At 62.5% G+C, this 18,808-nt stretch carries 25 protein-coding genes; 9 read left to right on the top strand and 16 right to left on the bottom strand.

Annotated elements, in window-relative coordinates; translation table 11 throughout:
* The first annotated feature begins 2 nt into the window (after window positions 1-2).
* Entirely contained in the window at window positions 3-311 is a 309-nt protein-coding gene (locus AC2TC0_RS14610) for a hypothetical protein (protein WP_484718246.1), read from the top strand.
* Here the strand turns inward: AC2TC0_RS14610 and AC2TC0_RS14605 are convergent.
* Complete coding sequence (locus tag AC2TC0_RS14605) at window positions 308-1,477, bottom strand: aspartyl/asparaginyl beta-hydroxylase domain-containing protein (protein ID WP_484718220.1); 1,170 nt, start codon at window positions 1,475-1,477, stop codon at window positions 308-310. The two genes, AC2TC0_RS14610 and AC2TC0_RS14605, sit on opposite strands and share 4 nt — an antisense overlap.
* Entirely contained in the window at window positions 1,470-2,171 is a 702-nt protein-coding gene (locus AC2TC0_RS14600; RefSeq protein WP_484718219.1) for a glutathione S-transferase family protein, read from the bottom strand. Before AC2TC0_RS14600 ends, AC2TC0_RS14605 begins: the two co-directional genes overlap by 8 nt.
* A 58-nt stretch (window positions 2,172-2,229) precedes the next feature.
* On the opposite strand from AC2TC0_RS14600, the gene AC2TC0_RS14595 reads away from it, so the two are divergent.
* Window positions 2,230-2,802 carry a hypothetical protein gene (locus tag AC2TC0_RS14595; RefSeq protein WP_484718218.1) on the top strand — a complete coding sequence of 191 codons (573 nt, stop codon included), beginning with the start codon at window positions 2,230-2,232 and terminating at the stop codon, window positions 2,800-2,802.
* Window positions 2,803-2,806: 4 nt separating this feature from the next.
* On the opposite strand, the gene AC2TC0_RS14590 is transcribed toward AC2TC0_RS14595, so the two are convergent.
* The 4 genes from AC2TC0_RS14590 to AC2TC0_RS14575 are packed head-to-tail and all read right to left on the bottom strand — an operon-like array spanning window position 2,807 to window position 6,236.
* The gene (locus AC2TC0_RS14590) at window positions 2,807-4,027 is read right to left on the bottom strand and encodes a serine hydrolase domain-containing protein (RefSeq protein WP_484718217.1); all 1,221 of its coding nucleotides are present in this window, start codon (window positions 4,025-4,027) and stop codon (window positions 2,807-2,809) included.
* Window positions 4,028-4,056: 29 nt separating this feature from the next.
* Complete coding sequence (locus AC2TC0_RS14585) at window positions 4,057-4,722, bottom strand: 3-oxoacid CoA-transferase subunit B (protein WP_484718216.1); 666 nt, start codon at window positions 4,720-4,722, stop codon at window positions 4,057-4,059.
* A complete protein-coding gene (locus AC2TC0_RS14580) occupies window positions 4,719-5,525 on the bottom strand; it encodes a hypothetical protein (RefSeq protein WP_484718215.1) in 807 nt (268 codons plus the stop codon). Before AC2TC0_RS14580 ends, AC2TC0_RS14585 begins: the two co-directional genes overlap by 4 nt.
* Window positions 5,526-5,528: 3 nt before the next feature.
* Window positions 5,529-6,236, bottom strand: a complete 708-nt coding sequence (locus tag AC2TC0_RS14575; protein WP_484718214.1) for a CoA transferase subunit A — start codon at window positions 6,234-6,236, stop codon at window positions 5,529-5,531.
* Between the two features lie 157 nt (window positions 6,237-6,393).
* On the opposite strand from AC2TC0_RS14575, the gene AC2TC0_RS14570 reads away from it, so the two are divergent.
* Window positions 6,394-7,206 (top strand): universal stress protein, encoded by an 813-nt coding sequence (locus AC2TC0_RS14570; protein ID WP_484718213.1) that lies wholly within the window; start codon window positions 6,394-6,396, stop codon window positions 7,204-7,206.
* Here the strand turns inward: AC2TC0_RS14570 and AC2TC0_RS14565 are convergent.
* The 5 genes from AC2TC0_RS14565 to AC2TC0_RS14545 are packed head-to-tail and all read right to left on the bottom strand — an operon-like array spanning window position 7,203 to window position 11,624.
* On the bottom strand, window positions 7,203-8,129 hold the full coding sequence (locus AC2TC0_RS14565) for a cyclase family protein (RefSeq protein WP_484718212.1): 927 nt from the start codon (window positions 8,127-8,129) through the stop codon (window positions 7,203-7,205). The genes AC2TC0_RS14570 and AC2TC0_RS14565 overlap by 4 nt on opposite strands.
* A gap of 56 nt (window positions 8,130-8,185) precedes the next feature.
* A complete protein-coding gene (locus tag AC2TC0_RS14560; protein WP_484718211.1) occupies window positions 8,186-8,854 on the bottom strand; it encodes an HAD-IA family hydrolase in 669 nt (222 codons plus the stop codon).
* Window positions 8,851-9,957 carry a DUF2855 family protein gene (locus tag AC2TC0_RS14555; RefSeq protein ID WP_484718210.1) on the bottom strand — a complete coding sequence of 369 codons (1,107 nt, stop codon included), beginning with the start codon at window positions 9,955-9,957 and terminating at the stop codon, window positions 8,851-8,853. The genes AC2TC0_RS14560 and AC2TC0_RS14555 overlap by 4 nt, the downstream gene beginning before the upstream one ends.
* Before the next feature lie 28 nt (window positions 9,958-9,985).
* Window positions 9,986-10,681: a VIT1/CCC1 transporter family protein gene (locus AC2TC0_RS14550; protein ID WP_484718209.1), complete on the bottom strand. Its 696-nt coding sequence runs from the start codon at window positions 10,679-10,681 to the stop codon at window positions 9,986-9,988.
* A gap of 16 nt (window positions 10,682-10,697) precedes the next feature.
* The gene (locus tag AC2TC0_RS14545; protein WP_484718208.1) at window positions 10,698-11,624 is read right to left on the bottom strand and encodes an SMP-30/gluconolactonase/LRE family protein; all 927 of its coding nucleotides are present in this window, start codon (window positions 11,622-11,624) and stop codon (window positions 10,698-10,700) included.
* 60 nt (window positions 11,625-11,684) lie between these two features.
* On the opposite strand from AC2TC0_RS14545, the gene AC2TC0_RS14540 reads away from it, so the two are divergent.
* Together AC2TC0_RS14540 and AC2TC0_RS14535 are read left to right on the top strand one after the other, a co-directional pair.
* Complete coding sequence (locus tag AC2TC0_RS14540) at window positions 11,685-12,284, top strand: TIGR02466 family protein (RefSeq protein WP_484718207.1); 600 nt, start codon at window positions 11,685-11,687, stop codon at window positions 12,282-12,284.
* Window positions 12,285-12,345: 61 nt separating this feature from the next.
* Window positions 12,346-12,483: a CPCC family cysteine-rich protein gene (locus tag AC2TC0_RS14535; protein ID WP_484718245.1), complete on the top strand. Its 138-nt coding sequence runs from the start codon at window positions 12,346-12,348 to the stop codon at window positions 12,481-12,483.
* Here AC2TC0_RS14535 and AC2TC0_RS14530 read toward each other — a convergent pair.
* The 4 genes from AC2TC0_RS14530 to AC2TC0_RS14515 are packed head-to-tail and all read right to left on the bottom strand — an operon-like array spanning window position 12,477 to window position 14,170.
* The gene (locus tag AC2TC0_RS14530) at window positions 12,477-12,743 is read right to left on the bottom strand and encodes a Txe/YoeB family addiction module toxin (protein ID WP_484718206.1); all 267 of its coding nucleotides are present in this window, start codon (window positions 12,741-12,743) and stop codon (window positions 12,477-12,479) included. The two genes, AC2TC0_RS14535 and AC2TC0_RS14530, sit on opposite strands and share 7 nt — an antisense overlap.
* Complete coding sequence (locus AC2TC0_RS14525) at window positions 12,740-12,994, bottom strand: type II toxin-antitoxin system Phd/YefM family antitoxin (protein ID WP_484718205.1); 255 nt, start codon at window positions 12,992-12,994, stop codon at window positions 12,740-12,742. Before AC2TC0_RS14525 ends, AC2TC0_RS14530 begins: the two co-directional genes overlap by 4 nt.
* 31 nt (window positions 12,995-13,025) lie before the next feature.
* A complete protein-coding gene (locus AC2TC0_RS14520; protein ID WP_484718204.1) occupies window positions 13,026-13,802 on the bottom strand; it encodes an SDR family oxidoreductase in 777 nt (258 codons plus the stop codon).
* Window positions 13,799-14,170 carry a dihydroneopterin aldolase gene (locus AC2TC0_RS14515; protein ID WP_484718203.1) on the bottom strand — a complete coding sequence of 124 codons (372 nt, stop codon included), beginning with the start codon at window positions 14,168-14,170 and terminating at the stop codon, window positions 13,799-13,801. Before AC2TC0_RS14515 ends, AC2TC0_RS14520 begins: the two co-directional genes overlap by 4 nt.
* A gap of 45 nt (window positions 14,171-14,215) precedes the next feature.
* Here AC2TC0_RS14515 and AC2TC0_RS14510 point away from each other — a divergent pair, with 45 nt between their 5' ends.
* The 4 genes from AC2TC0_RS14510 to AC2TC0_RS14495 are packed head-to-tail and all read left to right on the top strand — an operon-like array spanning window position 14,216 to window position 17,144.
* A complete protein-coding gene (locus AC2TC0_RS14510; protein WP_484718202.1) occupies window positions 14,216-14,737 on the top strand; it encodes a GNAT family N-acetyltransferase in 522 nt (173 codons plus the stop codon).
* 36 nt (window positions 14,738-14,773) lie between these two features.
* Window positions 14,774-15,355, top strand: a complete 582-nt coding sequence (locus AC2TC0_RS14505) for a DUF1285 domain-containing protein (protein ID WP_484718201.1) — start codon at window positions 14,774-14,776, stop codon at window positions 15,353-15,355.
* The gene (locus AC2TC0_RS14500) at window positions 15,352-15,939 is read left to right on the top strand and encodes a CoA pyrophosphatase (protein WP_484718200.1); all 588 of its coding nucleotides are present in this window, start codon (window positions 15,352-15,354) and stop codon (window positions 15,937-15,939) included. Before AC2TC0_RS14505 ends, AC2TC0_RS14500 begins: the two co-directional genes overlap by 4 nt.
* A complete protein-coding gene (locus AC2TC0_RS14495; RefSeq protein WP_484718199.1) occupies window positions 15,939-17,144 on the top strand; it encodes a CCA tRNA nucleotidyltransferase in 1,206 nt (401 codons plus the stop codon). Before AC2TC0_RS14500 ends, AC2TC0_RS14495 begins: the two co-directional genes overlap by 1 nt.
* On the opposite strand, the gene AC2TC0_RS14490 is transcribed toward AC2TC0_RS14495, so the two are convergent.
* Window positions 17,117-18,805, bottom strand: a complete 1,689-nt coding sequence (locus AC2TC0_RS14490) for a putative bifunctional diguanylate cyclase/phosphodiesterase (protein WP_484718198.1) — start codon at window positions 18,803-18,805, stop codon at window positions 17,117-17,119. The two genes, AC2TC0_RS14495 and AC2TC0_RS14490, sit on opposite strands and share 28 nt — an antisense overlap.
* Between the last annotated feature and the right edge of the window lie 3 nt (window positions 18,806-18,808).

Genomic DNA, 18,808 nt, shown 5'->3' with positions numbered 1-18,808 from the left:
GTATGCGGACTTTGGTGTTGGCGGCGGTGACGGGTGCGCTGCTCGCGGGATGTGCCACTCCCGAAACGCGGCTGCGCAACGGGCTGGTCGAGGCGGGGCTGTCCAGGCCGCTGGCGACCTGCATGGCTGAACGCATGGTCGACCGGCTGTCGCTGGTGCAATTGCGGCGACTTTCGGCGCTTGGCAGCCTGGGAGACAAGCCGCTGCGCGAGCTGACGCCCGAGCAGTTTTTCCGCAAGGTGCGTGCGCTGAAGGATCCTGAGATTCTGGGCGTGACCACCAGTTCGGCAGCAATCTGCGCCTTTAGCTAAGCATAGCTGTCGACCGTTTCGAACAGCGCGGCAATTGCACGCTGGTCAGTTTCACCAATTTCGGGGCGCCAGACGTCGAAGATGAGGACGACACGGTCTGCATCGGCGTGATTCCAGGCGGCGTGTTCGATACTGTCATCGAAGATCAGCAATTTGCCTTGCTCCCACTGTCGCGCTTCGCCGCCGACTTCGAGCGCGCCTGCTCCGGGGACGATGAGCGGCAAATGACAGATCAGCCTGGCATTGATTTCGCCGTGATGCGGGTCGATGTGCGCGCCTGGTTGCAACAGCGAGAACATCACCGTCGGCGACCGGACCGAAATCCTGCAAAGCGGCACTTGATCCATCGCGGCGAGCGTCGCGGGAAAACGGTCCGCAAGGTCCGGCCGGATGCGCCCGTTATCGATGAGGTGCAAGGCCGACCATGCCGGGTCATCGTCGAGCGCATTGCGTTTGGCCGGGCGCTGCGTTTGGTGGGTCAAATAGGGCTGGAACAGGCCGGGGTCGGCGAGCGCTGCCGCCAGTTCCGCGCGAATGGCCGGGGTCGCCGCCTCGACCGATTCAGTCCAGGCAAATTCATCGCGCTCATAAAAGCGACGTTGCGGTAGGTCAGGGTAGAAATAGCTGGCCGGGCGCTGCAGATTTAGTTCCACCTGCGCCTTGCCGCGCATTATCGCGAGCGACCTCGCGAAGCTAGGCGAGGTCGCGGCGAGATCGATGCCGCGCTGCGCCAATCCTGCGTCGAGGGCCGCGGAAAATTCGCTCTCAAGCGCCGCGATCTGGTTGTCGACTTCTCTGCCAAGCTGGGTCAGCGTGATCGGCGGCGCCGCGACGGCAGCGATTGCTTTGGCTGACGCCCGGAAAAAGGCGGCCGCGCCGCGCCGGTCGCCAGCGGCCAGCAGCACCTCGCCTTTCCAGGCGAGCGCGCGCGGCTGTTGTGGATCTCCGAGCAAGAGGGCATCAGCGGCATGTTCGAGCGCACCCTTGTCGCCGGTCATCCGTGCAGCGCTGCCCAGCAGCATCCACAGCTGTGGATGGTCGATGCCAGCGGCTAATACTGGGGCAAGGTGGCGGCGTGCGCCCGCGCCGTCGCCTGCCTGAAGCGCGGCGGCGGCTGCGCGCATTGCGGTGATGGCGCTTTCCTGTGTTAGTGGAGCGCTAGCCATGACGGTAATCCGCGGTGATTGTGCCGCAAGCGCGCAGTTCTTCCTCATGCGCTGCCTCGCGCCATCCTTCAGCAAGCGCCTGTCGTTCCCACTCGCGCATGGCCGGGTGATCGAGCATAGTTTCCACCCAGCGCTGTCCTGCCGCGCCGACATCAAGTCCATAAGTGCGCGCGCGGAAGGCCACCGGCGCGTAGAAGGCATCGGCGGCCGAAAAGGCATCGCCTGCGAGCCAAGGCCCGCCGAAGCGGTCGAGCCCCTCGGCCCACAATTCGGCGAGACGCGCGACATTCGCGGCGAGCGCTGGTGACATTGGCTTGGGGCTCACACGCACGCCAACATTCATCGTGCAATCATTGCGTAGCGACGCAAAGCCGCCGTGCATTTCGCACACCGCGCTCTGGGCCCAGCCGCGCGCGGCGGGGTGGGTCGGCCATACGCCTTCGTGCCGGTCTGCGAGGTAAAGCGCGATGGCGAGCGAATCCCAGATGGTGCGCGGGTCATCGGCAGGCGCATCGTCGATCAGCACCGGCACTTGCCCAGTCGGCGAAAAGGCGCGGAAGTCGTCATAGTTGTTCGGCTTGGTGAAGGGTTCGATACGATCGTCGAAGTCAATATCGAGGGCCGCCATCAGCAGCCAGGGGCGCAGCGACCAGCTGGAATAGTTGCGATTGGCGGTGATGAGGGTGTAAGCCATAGCCATCGCTTAAAGCCGCTTGGCCGCGCGTCAAGCCGCCGTGCCCGGGAGACGCCCTATGCTGACCGCCGTCCTTGCGTTGCTTCTGCAAAGTACGCCTGCTGTGGTCACCGAGTGCGATCGGCTGGCGGCGCACCCCAGCGACCCTGACCGGATTTCCGCCGGTGTGCCCGAAAGCAAGGTTGATACCGCAGCGGCGATTCCTGCCTGTCAGGCGGCGGTGGCGGCGGACCCCACCAATGGCCGCCTAAACTATCAGTTGGCGCGCGCACTGGGCTATGCCGGGCGAGGCAAGGAGGCAGCGCCTTATCGCGAGGCGGCGGTCAAGGCCGAGTATCCGCAGGCGCTGTTCGTGGTCGGTTACATACATTTGTTGGGCCTGAACGATGCGCCCAAGGATGCGTGCAAGGCGGGCGAACTGATCCGCCGGTCCGCGCTGAAGGGGCGGCATGCGGGGTTAGTCGGTTTCCCGCATTGGTCGCTTCAGGGTGCGTTCAGGGGCTGCGCGGTAGTCCAGGACAAAGCGGAGATGCGCCGCTTTCTGGAGGCCGCCAAACCGATGTCGCGCGGTGATTACTATCAAACGATATTGATTGAATCACTGGAAGCGCGACTGGCCACTGCGCCCTGAAGGATCAGGTCGGCGATGGCGCGCCGCTCGGTAAAGGCACGTCAGCAAGATTGAGCCAGCGGCTTTCCGGGACTTGATGATAGCGGTCGAGAACGGCGAAGGGGATGCGGAAGGGGACGCCCCAATTGCTGTTCCACATGGCGACGACGCCGGTGCGCGTGGCGGGGTCGAAGATCATCGTCGCGCGGTATCCCGCGACTGCGCCCGAGTGGCCCGCCAGCGTGCGGCCATTATAGGAAAAGGTCCGCCAGCCGAGGCCATAATGGGCATTGGACAGCGCCTGCCGCAGCGCGCCGCCATAGGGGCGTGCGGTGGCAACGCGCGGCTGCATCGCGGATTGCAATACGGGTGCCGGGAGCACGTCGGGGCGCAGGCCCATGGAAGCGCGCATCCAGGTCGCGAAATCGACGATGTTGCTGTCGATCCCTGCAGCGGCAGGGACGCGCCAGTAGGCTTCGCGCACGGGTACCACTGCACTGCCATTGTGCGGGCGCGCCCAGTCGCGCGCGCCGGTCAACTGCGCCATGCCCAAGCCGGCACTGGTCATGCCGAGCGGGCGGAACAAGCGCGCTGTCATGGCTTTGTCGAAACTGGTGCCCGCGGCCTGGGCGATGATTTCGCTGGCGGTGTCGAAAGCGATATTCTGGTACGTATAACAGGTGCCTGGCGAGCATTGCAGCGGCGCAGAGGCGAGGCTGGCGCGCAGCACAGCGGGATTCTGTCCATCCTCCAGCTTCTCGTCATAGGCATGTTCGGTCAGGCCGGTTTGCTGGCTCAGGATTTGCGCAAGGGTCAACCGTGCTTCTGCCCCGCCGGGCAGCCGCAGCGAGGTGCGCCAGCTGGCAACCGGTCGCGCAAGATCAACCGTTCCGTCCGCTGCAAGCTTGGTCGCAAGCATGCCGGTCGCAGTCTTGCTGACCGATGCCCAGCGGAACAGGGTTTCGGGCGTCACCGGCGCGCCGGTCGAGCGGTCTGCCGCGCCATAGGTGCCAACAAAGCTGAGTCGGCCATCTTCGACGACCGCCACCGCCAATCCCGCCATTTCGGGGCGCAGCGACAGCGCGGCAAGGTCGCGGTCGAGCGCGCGATAATCGATGCGCCCGTGCCATTCTGCGGGCTTGTCGGGCACGTCATAGCGAGCAGGCGAAGCCAGCGACACCGTCGCCAGTGGCCGGCGGTCCGCTGCGGCCTGCCACGCCGTAAATCCTGCGCCGGTCAGCAGCAAGGCTATGATCCAGCGCCGCCGCATCGGCTCTAAAGCGCGGTTTGGTAATGCGCGCTGGTTTTGGCCGCGACTTCGTCGGACGTAACCCCGGGTGCCAGCTCAATTAGCTTGAACGGGCTGGCGTGATCGCTGCGCTTGAAAACAGCGAGGTCGGTTATGATCATATCGACAACATTGCGTCCGGTGAGCGGCAGCGTGCAGGCAGGGATGAACTTGGGGTCACCGTTTTTACTGGTATGTTCCATCACGACGATGATCTTTTTTACCCCTGCGACCAGGTCCATCGCACCGCCCATGCCCTTGATCATCTTGCCTGGGATCATCCAGTTGGCGATGTCACCATTTTCGGCGACTTCCATCGCGCCCAACACAGTAAGGTCGATGTGGCCACCGCGGATCATCGCAAAGCTGTCGGACGAACTGAAATAGACGCTGCTGGGCAGCTCGCTGATGGTCTGTTTGCCCGCGTTGATAAGGTCAGGGTCCTCCTCTCCTTCGAGCGGGAATGGGCCTATGCCGAGCATCCCATTTTCCGACTGGAGCGTGACTTCCATGCCCGCCGGGATGTGATTGGCGACCAATGTCGGGATACCGATACCGAGGTTGACGTAGTAGCCGTCCTGCAGCTCCTGCGCGGCGCGCGCGGCCATTTCGTCGCGGGTCCAACCCCTGGTAAGGCCATCATGGGTGGTCATGGGGGGCTTCCTTCATCGTCTTTGGCACTATTGAACATCAGCGGCGCGGGCATCAAGAACCAGCCTTCACCCCAATTGCTGTCAATTGGCAAGCTTGCATCGGCACTGCGCAGATAGTCATACGCTTCGTCAGCATCCCCGCGTTTGTCACCGGCGACCGCCAGCACGCAAGCGTCGCGCGCAACATCGCGGCGAAGCAGCTGTTTGCGCGATGCACCGCCGTCAACTGTTAGCAATCGGTCCTGCCCTTCGGTGTCCAATCCCGTCGAGGCGAGCAGCGTCGTTACCTCGGCCCGCATGGCGGCAGGATAATCGGTGACCCAGACGATGCCTACCTCGGCGCGGCGCAGTTCTGCTAAGGCTTCGGGCCAACCAGCGGCGGCCACCAGCCTTAAATCCGGCAGCTTCACTAGCTCGAAGTTGGCCATGTCCAAATCGATGATCACAACGGGCGGCCGCCGCTCGCAGCCTACAGCGACAGGGTTCAGCACCGTTTGCCGGTCATCCAGCACCAGCGAGTTGATTGGCGCGCCTTCGCGCCACAATGCCGCGCGGCGGCGGACATGGTCGATCAAAAGGCTGAAAACGGGCGACGTCGATGCCGGGCCAGTGCTCGGGACGGGCGGCAGCGGCGGCGCAGCTTCGGCGACCGGCGCGAAAGCTGAAGCTTCGCGCTGATCGCGGCGTTGGCTCTCGCTCCCGGCGATTGCCGCGCCCGCGACAACAGGCACGGCAGCCGCGACGCAGCCCGATAACGGCATAGCCAGCATGGCGCCTAGCAGCGCGGTCGCGCCGCCATGCATGGTTCAGGCGCTTTCGCGCGTCCGCACAGTGCGGAACTCGATTTTCTTGTCATAAGGCGCACCGACGATCATGCGCTTTATATAGATGCCGGGTAAGTGGATGGCATCGGGGTCGAGGCTGCCGACGGGCACGATTTCCTCGACCTCGGCGACACAGATCTTTGCTGCAGTCGCCATCGGCTGGTTGAAATTGCGCGCGGTCTTCCTGAAGATGAGGTTGCCGCTTTCGTCGGCCTTCCACCCCTTGATGATGGCAAGGTCGGCGAAGATACCCCGTTCCAGGATATAATCCTCGCCATTGAACTGCTTGACCTCTTTGCCCTCTGCGACCTGTGTCCCGACGCCGGTCTTGGTGTAGAAACCTGGGATGCCCGCGCCGCCCGCGCGGCAGCGTTCGGCTAGCGTGCCTTGCGGGCAGAATTCGACTTCAAGCTCGCCAGCCAGATACTGGCGCTCAAATTCCTTATTCTCGCCGACATAGGAGGAGATCATCTTCTTTACCTGCCGTGTGCGTAACAGCTTGCCCAGCCCTTCGCCGTCGATGCCGGCGTTGTTGCTGGCGATGGTCAGGTCCTTCACGCCGCTGTCGCGGATGGCGTCGATCAGCCGCTCGGGAATACCGCACAGACCAAAGCCGCCTGCGCACAAATGCATGCCGTCAAAGAGCAGGCCGTCGAGAGCAGCTGCGGCGTCGGGGTAAAGTTTTTTCATCGCGCTGTCGCTCCGCCGAACCAAAGGTGCTAAAGGTACAGGAATGGCAGCCGGATAGAAAGCCGCTGTCATAGCGTCAACCGGCAGTCTTTGACCAAAGTCAATGCCATGACCGCCTTGCCGTTCCAATATCGCATGAGCGTGATGGAGGGTGAAGATGATTAAGTCGATTTTGGTTCATGCCGAAGGCGGAGCCGGCGGGGCGCGGCAGATTGATGCAGCGCTAGATATAGCGCGAAAACATGATGCGCATTTGACGGCGATGCTCAACTTGCCGACGCATCGCTATTTGTCGACCGATCCCTTCGGCGGTACTTATCTGATGGCCGAAGCCTTGGCACAGGCTCGCGCCGAATTGGAAAATCAGCAGGCGTTGCTGGCTGCGCGATTAGAGCGGGACGATGTGCCTTGGGATGTACTCGCCACCGAAGGCGATTTGGTGGCGGCACTGGCTGCCGCTGGAGCATTGAGCGACCTGATCATCGTCGAACGGCACTGCGCTGGGCCGGGCAAGGTCGATCCATACCCCAATCTCGCGGGCGATCTGGCGCTGGCGGTGCGCTTGCCGGTACTTGCGTTGCCAGCCGACGGCCCCTTGCTGAATTCGAACAGCCCGGCCATTATCGCTTGGAATGGCAGCACCGAAGCTGCGGCAGCGCTGCGTATGGCCGTGCCTTTGCTTCATGACCGGCCAGTCACCTTGCTTCACATTGACGAGGCGGATGGCTTGTTCGCCGACAATCAGGCGCTGTCCTATCTGTCGCGCCACGGCATTCATGCCGTTGCCCAGTCGGAGCGGCGCGGGGTTGAAACGATTGAAGAGACCATTTTGCGCATCGCTCAAAGCCTGGGCGCGGGGCTTTTGGTAATGGGTGCCTTTGGACATAGTCGGCTGCGGCAAACCTTGTTCGGTGGGGTAACAAAATTCATGCTGCGCGAAGCGCGGGTGCCCCTACTGCTGGGGCATTAACGGATCGCCACCGGATTGACGATGGCCTGCACCGTACCCTTGATGCGCGGCTGGCCGAGGACGAACAGAAATTCAGTCGCGCCGTCGGCGGCAAGCGCAGCCGTATCGACATTTTCGAGGATGTGAACGCCGTGCTTCACTAGCAAGGTCTGGTGGACGATGAAGGGGACGGCTGGGTCTTCAAACGGGATGGCTTCCAAAGCGCTGCTGTCGGCGCCGACCATGACGACGCCCAGCGAGGCCAGATACTCGGCGCCTTCGCGGCCCAATCCCGGCTGAGTGGCGATGAACCTGGCAGGATCGGTTTTGGCGGTAGCGAGCCAGCCGGTGTGGAACAACACCACATCGCCCTTGCCGATGGTGACGCCTGCCGCTTTTGCCGCTGCGTCAATGTCGGCGCGGTTGAAAGCAGTGCCCGGGGGCAGGGGATTTTGTTTCAACTGCTTGGTCATGTCGAGCAAGACACCGCGCGTCGCAGTGGGCAAAATCGCTTCGGTTCCGAATTTGGTGACGCCGTCGGGGCGATAGAAATCGCGGGCGTGAACGCCGTTGTAATGGACGCGGTCGATGCCGATGTGGCCAAAACCGTCGAGCTGGGTGCCAATCCCGACGAAAGACATGATGACGTCGTCGTGGCCAGTCACCTTGTTGGCTCCCATCGGCATTCCGCCGCCGTCGTCAATGCCCATCACCGCGACAGAAGTGGAACGACCGGGCCAAGCAGGTGTGTCGGGGCCTGTGACGATACCCAACGCATAAACTTTGCCGTGCTTAACGAGCTGCGCCGCCTTTACCGTGGCCTCGGCCGACAGATTGTTCATCGCACCATTTGTGTCACCGGCGCCGTATTTTGATGATGACGTTTCCTGAGCAGCGAGCGGCGATGCCAGCAGGGCCAGCAGCAGCGATGCTTTGCGTGTCATGATATCCCTCCCCGAGTCCCTTGCGCACGCTAGCGCAAATGATTCGGTCTGCCGAATCAGGCGGAGAGAAAATCGAGGGTCAGCGCCGCGCCAAGGTCGGCCAACGCCTGATCGCCGCTGGTCACCTTGATGGCGTGCATACCAAGTTCGGCAGCCGGCTTGCAGTTGATACCGAGGTCGTCAAGGTAGACGCATGCCGAAGGGTCCGTGCTCAGCAGCTCGCACATCATAAGATAGATGCGCGGGTCGGGCTTGCGGACGCCGACTTTGCTTGATTCGATAACATGGTCAAAGCGTGAGAGGATAGCGGCGATGGCGCGTGCTTTCTCGGCGCTTGCGGCCATACCGGTGCCGTGCCCGCCGCGTACATTGTTGGTGATGCAGCCGAGCCCCAGCCCCGCAGCCTTGATGGTGTCGAGTGCGGCGACCATGGCTGGGCGGATGTCGCCCGACAGGCAGGCGATTACCGCGCTGCCCTCTAGCCAGTGGCCCATGCTCGCGGCTTCTTCGGCGAATAGGCTGTCGAAAGCCGCGGCGTCGATTTCGGCGCGCTCAAAACGCGCCCAAGCATTATTGTCCGGATTGGCGGCGTTGACGCTGCGGATGAAATCGCGCGGCAAGCCGCGTTCGCTTTCAAGCCGGTTGAACGCCTCGAACGGCGACGAGGTGATAACTCCGCCGAAATCGAAGATCACGTGGGTGAACTTTGGGGTGAGGCGGCTCATGGGGTGATCAGCATCCCTTTGCCCGGGTCCGCCTTGCCCGATAGCATTTCCTGATAGGCAGCAAGTGCGGCGGCGCTGCCGCTGCGATGGTCAGGGGTGGCGAGGGTCGGCGCGATGGTCATAAAGACAAGCCAAGCGTCGGCAATGCGCCGCTGGAATTCTGTGCTGCCCCAGTCGGCAATGCGTTTCTGGCTGCGGCCGGGAGCGAAAAAGCCCTGGCGTGGTGGGCCTGCAAGCGCAGCCTGGCCTGAGCTGGCGTCCCAATGCGACTTGCCGACGATGACCGAGGCCTTGAGCGCGTCGCCGAAATGGGCGTGGACGGCGGCGGTGACCGCGTCATTGCCTGCCATATCCACCAGCACGCTGGGGACGGTAGAGTCGAGCGCTGCGATATCGTCATATGCCATGACGGCATCATAAATGCCTCGAGCAGCGAGCGATGCTGCGTTGGCGGCGCTGGTGAGGCCGACCGTGGCGGCGTGCGGAGCGCTGCGCTGACCCTGTGCAAAGCCGAGGCCGATCGCGGTCTTGCTCGACGCGCTGGCAATCAAGATTTGCGCGGCGCCATAGTCACCCTCCTCCTCAAGCTGGTCGGCGATCAGCCAGCCAGTCAGGAAGAGCGGGCGGAAAATGGGCCACAGGTCGCGATGCTCGGCCCGGTAATCGGTCTGTGCGGTCAAGCGGGCATAGCTATTGTAAATCGGTGGCAGGGTGGTCCGGTGCGGGGTGACATCGGTAAAGCCATGTGGCCCGACCCTCGCAGGCGTCAGCACAGCGTGGCTTGCCATGGGGTAGTAGCCGTAAAATTCGTCACCTACCGCGATGCCTTCGGCGTTGCTGGCGGTGACCGTGGCGAATCCCCAGACGGGGAGGTAACCGGGACCGCCGCTCTCGCTGAAGAAATCCCAATAGCCCTGGTCATTACCGAATAGCCCTATCGGTTTGCCGAACGCGGCATAGGTGATATTGTTGGCGGTCATCGCATAGCTGGTGATCGCAACCTCGATCTGACCATTTCCAAGTGCGGTGAGGGCAAGCGGAGCGACTTCGGCGCGGCGAATGTTGTCACGGTCGATCGCGATAATCCAGCCGACGGTGGTCATATTCTCTCCCCTATCAACCAACGGACGATCAAACGACGCCTGTCCCGAACAACGAGCCGATGGCAGCAGTCACGGCCATGGCAAAGGCTCCCCAGAATGTCACGCGAATGACCGCGCGCGGTACTGGCGCACCGCCGGCAGCCGCTCCAAGTCCGCCTAGCAACGCAAGAAACAGCAATGACGTAATCGTAAGCGCTAGCGTAAGGGCAGATGCGGGGGCCATGGCTGCGACGGCAAGGGGCAGGGCAGCGCCGCCGGCGAAAGCAGCAGCAGATGCGACAGCGGCCTGCACTGGCCGCGCCGAACTGGTTTCGGCCAAGCCCAATTCATCGCGCAAATGCGTCTTCAGCGCATCGGTCCGCGTCAGTTCTTCTGCGACTTGTACTGCCAGCGGACGGGCGAGTCCTCTGGCCATGTAAATCTGGATCAATTCCTCGCGTTCCACGTCCGGCTGGGTCGCCAGTTCGCGGGCTTCACGGTCACGGTCGGCCGCTTCAGCATCCGTTTGCGAACTGACGGATACATATTCCCCCGCTGCCATCGACATGGCACCCGCGACGAGGCCTGCGATGCCGGTAACAATCAGAGCAGCGCGGTCTTGCCCTGCGCTGGCGACGCCGACCAGCAGGCTGGCCGTCGAGACAATGCCGTCGTTTGCCCCCAAGACCGCCGCGCGCAGCCAGCCAATGCTCTCGATCCGGTGCGATTCGTCGTGCGGAGTCATGAGTGCGCCGCTTCAGTCAGTGATTCAGCGTCAGGCCTGGGCGCGCCCAACGCGTCTTTACGAGCCGCCCGCTGCCCGACAGGGTGATGTATGCGTCACACATATCCGCCCCGCCAAAAGCGATGTTGGTGGTGAAGATATCGTCGGTCGCGACAAATTCGACCAGCGCGCCATCCGCGCTGACGACCGAAATGCCACATTCGCCGATAGTCGCGACGGCAATATTGCCCGATGCTTCCATCGCCAGACTATCGAAAAATTTATAGCCTGCCGGGCGATAGAGCGGGATGCCGGGACCGCCGGGGCCGGCGGTGGCATCCACTTTGCCTGGAGCGACGATGTTGAACGTCATCAGGCGGCAAGTGTAGGTTTCGGCGGCGTAGAGCCGGGTGCCGTCGGGGGACAAGCCAATCCCGTTGGGGTTGTTCGATGGGAAAATGACTTCCTCGATAAAGCTGCCGTCCGCTTTGGCATAAAAGATGCCGACAATGTCGTGGCAGCGTTTTTTGTAATCGACCTTGCCATGATCGGTGAACCAGAAGCCGCCGTGCGCATCGAAAACGATGTCATTCGGCCCGCGCAAGGTGACGCCATGGTCGCCGCTTTGGTATAGAATTTCGACAGCGCCGGTTTCGAGGTCGATGCGTTCGATGCGCCCGCCCGAATAATCGTCGGCGATGCCGTGCGGGGCGAGATAGCCGTTCGCCTCGACATAGTTGAACCCGCCATTGTTGCAGCAATAAAGCTTGCCGTCGGGCCCGAGCGCCAGACCGTTGGGGCCGCCGCCGGGGGTGGCAATTACTTCCTTGCGCCCTCCCGGCCAGCAGCGGGTGATGCGCCCAGCAGCGATTTCGGTGACGATGACGCTGCCGTCGGGCATGACCACGGGTGCTTCGGGGAAACGCAAGCCGTCGGCGATGAGCTCGAAGTCGGCCAAATCCATTCTCCCTCTTGATGTCTCGACTTCGCTCGACATGAGCGGGTCTTGGTTTATTGACAGACTATGCCCGTCCGCTCGCTGTTCGCCACCCCCTTTTATGACAATCAGATTGGCGACGCCGCGTTGCTCGCTGAATTGGCGGCGAGCTGCCGGATGCTGGCCAAGGACGATCGCGCGGGGCGCGCGTGGAGCAAGGCCAAGGGCTATCGCGGTTATACCAGTTATGCCAGCCTCAATGATTTGCCGCAGCGCGACCCCGCCTTTGCCGATTTGAAGCGGTTGCTGGACCACGAGGCCAAGGTGTTCGCGCGCGCCGCGCATTTCGATCTGGACCGTGCGCCGAAGCTCGACAGCCTGTGGGTCAATGTGATGAATCCGGGAGCGACGCACAGCGGGCATATCCACCCGCACAGCATTATCTCGGGCACATTCTATGTCGTGGTGCCGCCGGGATCAGGCGCGCTGAAGCTGGAGGACCCGCGCCTGCCGATGCTGATGGCCGCGCCGCTGCGCAGCGACGACGCCCCGCCCGAGGTGCAGCCCTTTTTCTATGCCGAGCCGGAAGAAGGGACGGTCTTTCTGTGGGAAAGCTGGCTGCGCCACGAGGTGATGCAGCACACGGGCAAAGACGAGCGGATCAGCATCAGTTTCAATTATCGATAAGGGTAAACATGTGGCCGGACCTATTGTTTGCCTTTGCTGTGAGAACCCAACTATCGCATAGATAGGTGGGTACGAGATTTGTCCGATATGTGGCTGGGAAGATGATCCCGCGCAGCGGCGTGACACCTCGCTTGCTGGCGGCGCAAATCGCGAAAGCCTTTGGGAAGCGAAAAAGATTTGGCAGCAGCAAAATCAGTAGTGGAAGCGGCACGCCAATATCTCGAGTAGTTGACCTTCTCCCGATCCACTCACCCGATAGATAAGGCGATGTTCGCCAGTAATCCGTCGCGACCACCAGCCCGAAAGCTGCTGCCGCAGGGGTTCAGGCTTGCCTATACCCGAGAAGGGATGCCGACAGCATTCAGCGATCAATGCATTAATGCGGATGAGAATTTTGGGGTCTTGCTTTTGCCAGCCGACATAGTCGTCCCATGCAGCCGATCGAAAGGCAACGATCACGGGTGAATGAGATCGCGCACTACGCCCAGTCCGGCGTCAAGCTCTTTGATACCATCCAGCAGGTGCTTGGCATTGGCCGGGGTCGACAGCAGATGCATGGTTTCTTCGATCGATGCCCATTCGCTCTCGGAAATCAGCACCGCACCTTCGCCGCGCTGGCGCGTGATTGCAATGGGCGCGCGGTCGGCAACGACTTGATCGATTACAGACTTCAGATTGTCGCGTGCTTCGGAATAACTAATAGCTTTCATCTCACTTCATTGTCCGACTTCTTGGACAATGTCAAGATTCGTCGCGCTCCAGATACACAAAATCGCGGCCCAGAGCGGCAAGGCCGGCGCCGCCGTCGATGAAGATGGTCTGGCCGGTCGTGGCGGTGGCACCTGTCAGATAGAGTACGGCGTCTGCAACATCCGTTGGCGTCGGCAAGCGTCCCAGCGGCATACGCGCGGCGAGGCGGTCGGCCTGGCCGGGAGTGTAGTCGTCGGTCACAATGGTCAGCCCCGGCGCAACGGCGTTGACGCGCGCGCGGGGTCCGAAGGCGGCGGCGAGCGTACGGGTCGCCTGAAAGAGCGCGCCCTTGCCGAGACTGTAGGCGAGTTGGTCGGGGACCGGATTGGCGACGCGCTGGTCTACGATGTTGACGATAGCGGGCTGCGAATTTTCAGGCGACGCGCCAACGAGCGCCTGTGCGAGCAACACTGGCGCGTGGAAATTGACCGCGGTCATGCGGGCCAAATCGGCGGCGGTCAGCGCTTCCCATCCGCCCTCGGCAAACAGCGCGGCATTGTTGACCAGCAAATCGGGGGTGCGGCCGAAATGGCCGATGACGCGGGGAACGAGGCCCGCGACTTCCTCGGCGTCTGCCAAATCGGCGCGGAAGCGGTGCCATTTGGTGCCATGTTGCGCGAGCGCCGCCGCCAGAACAGGGTCAGGATCGCGCGCGTGGTGCTTGTGCAGCGCCAGTGCATAGCCCGCCGCCGCCAGCCGCGCTGCGATGGCCGCGCCCAGCCGGTGCATGCCGCCGGTGACGAGTGCAAGCGGCGGTATCGGGTTCACTTGCGCGTCCGCCGCATGGTTATGCCGATGGCTTCATCGGCCTCGGCGATCGCGAGCTTGATGATTTTGACTTCGACCTCCTGAACTTTGCCGTCCTGCAGGAAAATGGTGTCGATGATATGGTCCGCAACGCTTTCGATCAGCACGAAGTGCGTGTCTTTGGGCAATGCGTCTGTGGCCGCGAATTTGAGGTCCATATAGCTTTTGGAGGCACTGAGCGGTGTGGTGGGCGCATAATGGTCTGCCATGGCGAGCCGCGCCCGCAGGCTGATGCGCAGCGGCTGCGGCAAATGCGTTTCCTCGCTGTAGACGCCGGTCAGCACGTCTACCTTCAACCCTTCGACTTCCAGCCACAATTGGTCGGCCACGATGCTTTCATCTCTCTGCTGCAACGGTTAAGGCGCCGCCGCATAATGGAAGGCAGGGCATTGGTCGAGATATTCCCGCTGGCACAGCTAGCAAACGCAGAGGTTGAAGCGATTTTGGACGCGGCGTTTGGTACCGACCGGCAAGGGCGCACCGCATATCGGCTGCGCGCAGGCATGGCGGCGATCCCAGAGCTCAGCTTTGGCGTGGCCATGGATGGCGAGACTGCGGGTACGGTGCAATGCTGGCCGGTGGCGCATTTGGGCGATAATGGTCGCGTCACGCCGCTGGTCATGGTCGGCCCAGTTGCGGTACTACCTCAATTTCAGCAGCTCGGGTTGGGGCGCGCGTTGATGGACGCGGTCATGGCGGCTGTTCCAACGCAAGCCGATGGAGCGCTGATGATGATTGGCGATCCTGAATATTATGGACGCTTCTTTGGTTTTTCGGCGGATGGTACGGGTGCCTGGCGGTTGCCAGGGCCGGTAGAGGCGCGGCGCTTGCTGGCGAGCCCTGTGGACGGGCATGAAGTTCCGGGTGGCGCGGGGACAATTGGACCGCGCGCCTAGCTTGCGCCGCTCGCCATTTGCCCTAATTCAGGCACGATGAACGCCAATGCCCTAGATTTCCCTGCCCAGTTTGGTGCTCTATCACTGGTTGAGGCAGCAGGACTCATTGCTGCGCAACGCCGGCCGCCGCTCGAACGCTGGGACCCGCCCGACCGCGGTGATAGTCGGATGGAAATCCGCGCCGATGGTAGCTGGTGGCACGATGGTAGCGAGATAAAGCGGCCCGCGCTGGTACGGCTGTTCGCCAGCATTTTGCGGCGTGATGTCGATGGCAGTTACTGGCTGGTGACGCCGCATGAGAAGCAACGGATTGCGGTGGCCGACCTGCCCTTTCGCGCGGTCGAAATGTTGAGCGATGGCTGCGGGCGCGACCGGGTGCTGCTGTTCCGGTTGGACAATGGCGATCTGGTGCGGGCGGGAGCAGATCATCCATTAAAGTTGGCGACAGACAAAGGTGAACCGCGCCCAGCACTGCATGTGCGCGGGTCCATCGGTTACGGACTGGAAGCGCGACTCACCCGCAGCCTTTATTATGAGCTGGTCGAGCTGGCGATTGCTGACGCAGTCGACCCGCCTGCTATCTGGTCGGACGGTGCGCGGTTCGAGTTTGCCGCATGACTCTGGCGGATCGACTGACGGCTGCACTGGCCGCACTGGACGGCGACATTCATGATGATGATCGGCCGACCGAGCGCGGCAGTTTGCGCGATGCAGCAGTGCTGATTGCCATTACCGACCGCCCTGAGCCGGGCGTTATTTTGACGCAGCGACCACAATGGCTGCGCAGTCACGCCGGGCAGGTCGCGTTTCCGGGTGGCAAGATCGAGGAGGAAGACAGCGACGCTGTCGCCGCCGCGCTGCGCGAGGCGCGCGAGGAAATCGGGCTCGATCCGCGCGACGTTACGGTGGCCGGAATTGGTGACCCCTATCATGCCGGCAGCGGGTTTCGTATTACGCCTGTGGTGGGTGTGATCCCCCCCGACCTGCCGTTCGATCCCGATCCCAACGAGGTTGAAGCGTGGTTTGAGGTGCCGTTCGATCATCTGTTCAACCCCGCCAATTTCAGTTTCCATCAGGCGCATTGGCAGGGGCGGTTGCGCGGTTATTATGACATGATGTGGGGCGAGCGGCGCATCTGGGGCGTGACGGCGGGGATCATCGTCAATCTGGCGCAGCGGCTGCCGGCCGGGTGGCGGTCGTGATGACGCTACCTGACGCTGAATGGCGGCGCTGGCCCGAACTGGCCCGCGTGGTCGACGCTTTGTCCGCTGATGGTGGTGCCGTACGCTATGTCGGCGGCGCGGTGCGCGACACCATGTTGGGATTGCCGGTCGCCGATGTCGATCTGGCAACGCCGCTGCGCCCCGATACGGTGATCGCTCTGTTGGAAACGGCGGGCATTAAGGCAGTGCCGACCGGAATTGCCCACGGCACGGTCACAGCGGTTAGCGGCGGTCGACCGTTCGAGGTGACGAGCCTGCGCCGTGATGTCGCCACCGACGGTCGGCGCGCGACAGTCGCCTTTGCCGATGATTGGCGCGAGGATGCCGCGCGGCGCGATTTCACCATCAACGCGCTTTATGCCGACCCGGCGACTGGGAACATTGACGACTGGTTCGGCGGGCTCGATGATTTGAAGTCCGGGACAGTCCGCTTCATTGGCGATGCCGTGCGGCGGATCGCCGAGGATCACCTGCGCATCCTACGTTACTATCGCTTTGTGGCACGGTTCGGGCATGGCGCACCTGACGCTGCTAGTCATGCCGCAGTGATCGCTGCGCGCCATAGCTTGCGCACGCTGTCGCGTGAACGGGTGGCAGATGAACTGCTGAAAACATTGAGCCTGCCTTTGCCGCTTGCAGTGGTCGAGCAAATGGCGGCAGACGGTGTGCTTGCCGAAATATTGCCTGAAGCCGATTTCGCCGGGTTGGAACGGCTGGCCCGGCTGCTCGACAATGAAGCGCTGGTTGCCGCCCCGGCAAAGGCGTTGCGGCGGCTGGCTGCTTTGCTTCCATCCGCTGCAGCCGCGGACGCCGCTAGCGCGCGTCTGCGCCTTTCCAAGCGCCAACGCGAGTATCTGGTGACTATGACCGACGGCAGCAAAGATGCACTGAAAATGCCCGTGCGCGCGCTCGCCTATCGCATTGGCGTGGACGCCGCGAAAGACCGTTGGCTGTTGGCGAGCGCGCCGGAACAGCTTGCGCCCGCATTGGACGCGCTGGCGACATGGTCGGTCCCGCATTTCCCGGTCAAAGGAAGCATCCTGATTGCGCGTGGATTGGAAACCGGGCCGAAAGTGGCGCGGACACTGCGACAAATTGAGGCGCAGTGGATTGCGGCGGGATTTCCGAACGGGGAGGCGCTCGACGCGCTGGTCGATCAGGCGCTGCGCGATGCGGCCCAATAGTTGAGGGCGTCGGCGGCGGCCATGGGCCGGGCGAAATAATAGCCCTGTCCATAGTTGCAGCCGATGGCTTTCAGTTTCGCGGCTTGCTCAGCGGTTTCGACACCTTCTGCCGTGGTCTGCATCTCCAGCGCTTCGGCAAGACTCTGGATTGTGCGGACGATCGCCGCTTTGTCTTTGTCGTCGGTCATCCTGTCAACAAAGCTGCGGTCGATTTTGAGCACGTCGAGCGGTAGTTCCTGCAAGTATGCAAGGTTCGAATAGCCAGTGCCGAAATCGTCCATGGCAATGCGGGTGCCCAGCGATTTGAGTTCACGCAGTACTGACAGCGCAACGTCTGGATCGCCGATGATGGCACTTTCCGTTAGCTCGATCATCAGCCGGTCAGCATTGACCCTGTTTGCTGTCAGAGCATGGCGGACAATTCCTGCAACGTCATCGCGCGACAACTGGATCGCCGAGACATTGACCGCAATATAGGCCGACACGGCACAGCCGCCACTGGACCGGTCCCAGTCAGCCAGCGTGCGCGCGGCGGCGTGGATGGCCCATTGACCCAAAGGAACGATCAACCCTGAATCTTCAGCGACGGGAATGAACTCGGCTGGGGAGATCATCTGGCCATCGTCGCGCTGCCAGCGGGCGAGTGCTTCGAATCCGGCAACGCGGCCAGTGGCAAGTTCGATGAGCGGCTGGAAGGCCAGTTGTAGACCATCGGCTTCGATTGCGTTGCGAAGCGCGGTTTCCAGGCTGAAACGGTTGTTGGCGAGCGAGGCCGTCTCTGGTTCGTAAATTTCGATCCGGTCCGTCTGCTTCGCCCGCTTTAGCGCGATCTGAGCATGGCGTAGCAAGTCTGCGACATCCACCTCGCTGACTGGCTGGATGGCGCAGCCCACCGCGCAATCGATGCTGACCTTCAAATCGCCGATGCGGAACGGGTGGTCAAAGGCGCCGCGCACGCGGCGCGCAATTTCGCGCACGTCAATTTTGCCCGCGCCAATGCGCGAGGCGATTGCGAATTCGTCGCCGCCGGTGCGCGCCAAAATGTCGTCGGAGCGCAGGCTGGATTGGAGACGGCGCGCTACGGTGATCAGCAATTCGTCGCCCGCCATCGGGCCGATGTGTTCGTTGATTCTGCTGAAGCGCGACAGATCAAGCAGCATCAGTGCAAAGTCACCGCTGGCCGTAGCCCCATGGCTGCGTGCCTCAAGCGCGTCTTCAAGACCCGCGCGGTTGGGCAGGCCGGTCAGGCTGTCTGACAATAGTTCGCGGCGCAAATTGCGTTCGGTCTGCAATTCCTGAGTCCGGTCAACCAGCGTGAGCAGGAAAAGCCCGTCGCCCATTGGCGCAAGGGTGGCGCGATATTCGCGGCTGGCGACACCGGTGCCGACGGTGCAAGGGGTATCGCCGGCCGGGGCGCACCCATCGGCCAATGCGGCAATGGCCCGCGCGAGTTCAACCGGCGGCGTCAGGCCCGCATTCGAAATGCCCAGCTGTTCAAAGCGACGATTGCTGGCATGGAGTTGAAACTGGCCGCGCGGCACGGGGCGAATGAGTGCTGCAGCAATCGGCAGCGCGGACAGCCAGGCCTGCGTGTCCGACGCCGCAGCGGGCGCCGCGTCGGATAATGCCGGTGCTGATATGCGAGGTTGCGACCTTCCCATTAG

Source organism: Sphingopyxis sp. sgz302558 (assembly GCF_057220455.1).
Note: the sequence above shows the minus strand (reverse complement) of the source record. Positions and strands in the feature narration are given on the sequence as shown.